The sequence below is a fragment of the Bradyrhizobium sp. PRIMUS42 genome, assembly GCF_023006515.1.
GTDB lineage: Bacteria > Pseudomonadota > Alphaproteobacteria > Rhizobiales > Xanthobacteraceae > Bradyrhizobium.
This window is the reverse complement of sequence record NZ_JALBGZ010000759.1, coordinates 1-2,864: the sequence shown is the minus strand read 5'-3', so window position 1 is coordinate 2,864 and position 2,864 is coordinate 1. Positions and strand designations below refer to the sequence as shown.

Genomic DNA, 2,864 nt, shown 5'->3' with positions numbered 1-2,864 from the left:
CAATGCGGGCCGTGCCGCGGCCAAAGCGGTGGGCTAGATCATGCGGCGGTGGATGCGCTTCGGGGCGCTGGTCGCGGCTATGGCCGCCGCTTCGGCTGCATCCGCCGAGACGATCGACGTTGGCGGCGTGAAGCGCTCCTACACCGCGCAACTGCCGGCCAGGAAGCCTGCAGCGCTGGTGATCGTGCTGCACGGCAAGACCCAGCGCGGCGCCGACATGATCACGCGGACGGCGTGGCCGCAGGTCGCGAAACGAGAAGGTTTTGCCGTGGTGTTTCCCGACGGACTCAACCACGCCTGGGCCGATGCGCGGACGAAGGCGGGACCGGCGCTGCGCGGACCGCCGGTGGGTACCGATGATGTCGCCTTCATCGCAAAGCTCGTCGAAAAGCTGGTGGCCGACGGCACGGCCGATGCAAAGCGCGTCTATGTCGCCGGCAACTCCAATGGCGGCGCCATGGCGATGACGCTGGTTTGCGCCCGTGCGGATCTGTTTGCCGCGGGTGCGAGCGTGATCATGAATCTCACCGACGAGGCCGCCGTCACCTGCCATCCGTCACGGCCGCTGCCGATGCTGCTCGTGAACGGCACGGCCGATCCGCTGGTGCCTTACGAGGGCGGACGCGGATCGAGCTATTATGCCGCAGACGGATTCTGGTCGACCGACGAGACGCTGGCGTTCTGGCGCAAGCTCAATGGCTGCGAGACGGACGACGCCAGCGTGACGGATCTGCCCGACAGGAGCGTTGCGGATCAATCCACGGTGACGCGGATTTCCTCGCGCTGTCCGAGCGGGCACGACGTGGTGCTCTATCGTGTCAACCATGGTGGGCACCGCATGCCCGGATTTTCTCCGGATGCCCGTTTCCCGAGGGTCGCGACCAAGATGCTGGGCCCGCAGAATGGCGACATCGACGGCGCCGAGACGATCTGGTCGTTCTTCAGCCAGTCTCATTGAGCGGGCAGCGCATGCACCCCGGGGGTGGCAGAGCGCGGGGTGCTGGGCTAGACAGGGCCGCCATTCCAGTGAGGAGATCCCCAATGAGCATTGAGCGTTTTGAAACCGGCCCGCGCATGAGCCAGGTCGTCGTGCACGGCAACACCGTCTATCTCGCGGGTGTCGTCGCGAACAAAGCCGCCGGCGAAAGCGTGACGAAGCAGACCCAGGACATCCTGGCGACCATCGACGGCCATCTCGCCAAGGCCGGCACCGACAAGTCGAAGCTGCTCTCGGCCACGATCTACATCACCGACATGAAGACCTTCGGCGAGATGAACGCGGTGTGGGACGCCTGGGTCTCGCCCGGCAACACCCCGGCGCGCGCCACCGTCGAAGCCAAGCTGGCGGCGCCGCAATATACCGTGGAGATCATGGTCACGGCCGCGAAGTAGTTTTCGCGAGAACATTTGCGCGCGCTGATGACCTCCGAGGTAATCGATCAGCGCGCGTGAACCTTCGATAGTGACGGTCAGCCGAATACGGCGCCATCGAAGGAGAGCACCATGACCGACCCCATCACCATCGCCCGCCGCTACATCGAGCTCTGGAACGAGCGCACGGCCGGCCGACGCCGCGAGCTGCTCAGCGAAACCTGGACGACGGATGCGAGCTATGTCGATCCCTTGATGAAGGGCGACGGCCGCGACGGCATCGAGGCGCTGATCGCAGGCGTACAGCAGCGCTTTCCTGATTTTAGATTTCAGCTGATCGGCGAGCCCAACGGCTACGGTGACCACATCCGCTTTTCGTGGGGACTTGGCCCCGATGGCACCGACAGCCCGATCAAGGGCACTGATTTTGCCGTGCTGAAGGACGGCCGTATCAGAAGCGTGATCGGATTTCTCGATCAGGTGCCAACCGGGGCGTGAGGCCGCTGGCTCTCCCGCCGATGGCGAGAGGGTACCCGGCATTCGGACTTTCACAAGAGGTCGTCATGCCCGGGCTTGTCCCGCCTGCGCGGCCGAAGCCGCTTCGGCGCGGCCAAGGCCCGGGCATCCACGTTCTTGGTGCGCCATCGGAAGACGTGGATGGCCGGGACAAGCCCGGCCATGACGATGTGGAGAAGATCGTGGCCCCAATGGACGAGCGCATACGCGTTTGTTCTGCCGCAGACGGAGAGGGCAGCACCCCTCGACGAAGCCGTCGCCACGGCTTACCTGTTCATGCGTGCCGCCCCGTATCCTCCAGACATCGGCCGAGCCGGCCGCGCTGTTGCCTCGCCGCTTCCAGCAATGGTTCGCTGGCCGCGGCTGGTCGCCGCGTGCGCATCAATTGGCGCTGCTGGAGAAGACGCGCGAGGACGCCAGCGCCCTGCTGATCGCGCCGACCGGCGCCGGCAAGACGCTGGCGGGATTTCTGCCGACGCTGGTGGAACTGTCGATGCAGCCGATCGAGCGGGAGGCGGGTGAGAAGAGAAGCCTCGTCTCCACCGGCCGCAGCCTGCAGCGTACCGGCGGCCTGCACACGCTCTACATCTCGCCGCTCAAGGCGCTCGCCGTCGACATCGCGCGCAATCTGGAACGCCCGATCGCCGAGATGGGCCTGCCGATCAAGGTCGAGACCCGCACCGGCGACACGCCGGTATCGCGGCGTCAGCGGCAGCGGCGCTATCCGCCGGACGTGTTGCTGACGACGCCCGAGCAGCTCGCGCTGCTGCTCTCCTCCGACGACGCGCCGTTCCTGTTCTCCTCCCTGAAGCGCATCGTGCTCGACGAGCTGCATGCGCTGGTGACGTCCAAGCGCGGCGATCTGCTCTCGCTGGGCCTCGCACGGCTGTGGCGGCCGGCGCCGGAGGTCGGCGTCATCGACGCATTGGCGTTGCGCCAATCGGAGGTCGCGTTGGTCTCGGCCTGGGCGGCGTGGT

General features: G+C 66.3%; 4 protein-coding genes. All 4 read left to right on the top strand.

Features of this window, described 5'->3' with window-relative positions; all coding sequences use genetic code 11:
• Positions 1 to 40: 40 nt before the first annotated feature.
• Positions 41 to 958: a PHB depolymerase family esterase gene (locus MOV75_RS33150; protein WP_247007432.1), complete on the top strand. Its 918-nt coding sequence runs from the start codon at positions 41 to 43 to the stop codon at positions 956 to 958.
• 83 nt (positions 959 to 1,041) lie between these two features.
• Positions 1,042 to 1,392 (top strand): RidA family protein, encoded by a 351-nt coding sequence (locus MOV75_RS33145; protein ID WP_246931813.1) that lies wholly within the window; start codon positions 1,042 to 1,044, stop codon positions 1,390 to 1,392.
• Between the two features lie 111 nt (positions 1,393 to 1,503).
• Positions 1,504 to 1,869 (top strand): nuclear transport factor 2 family protein, encoded by a 366-nt coding sequence (locus tag MOV75_RS33140; protein ID WP_247007431.1) that lies wholly within the window; start codon positions 1,504 to 1,506, stop codon positions 1,867 to 1,869.
• 298 nt (positions 1,870 to 2,167) lie between these two features.
• Positions 2,168 to 2,864: DEAD/DEAH box helicase (locus tag MOV75_RS33135; protein WP_247007430.1), on the top strand; the 697-nt coding region annotated here is incomplete at its 3' end.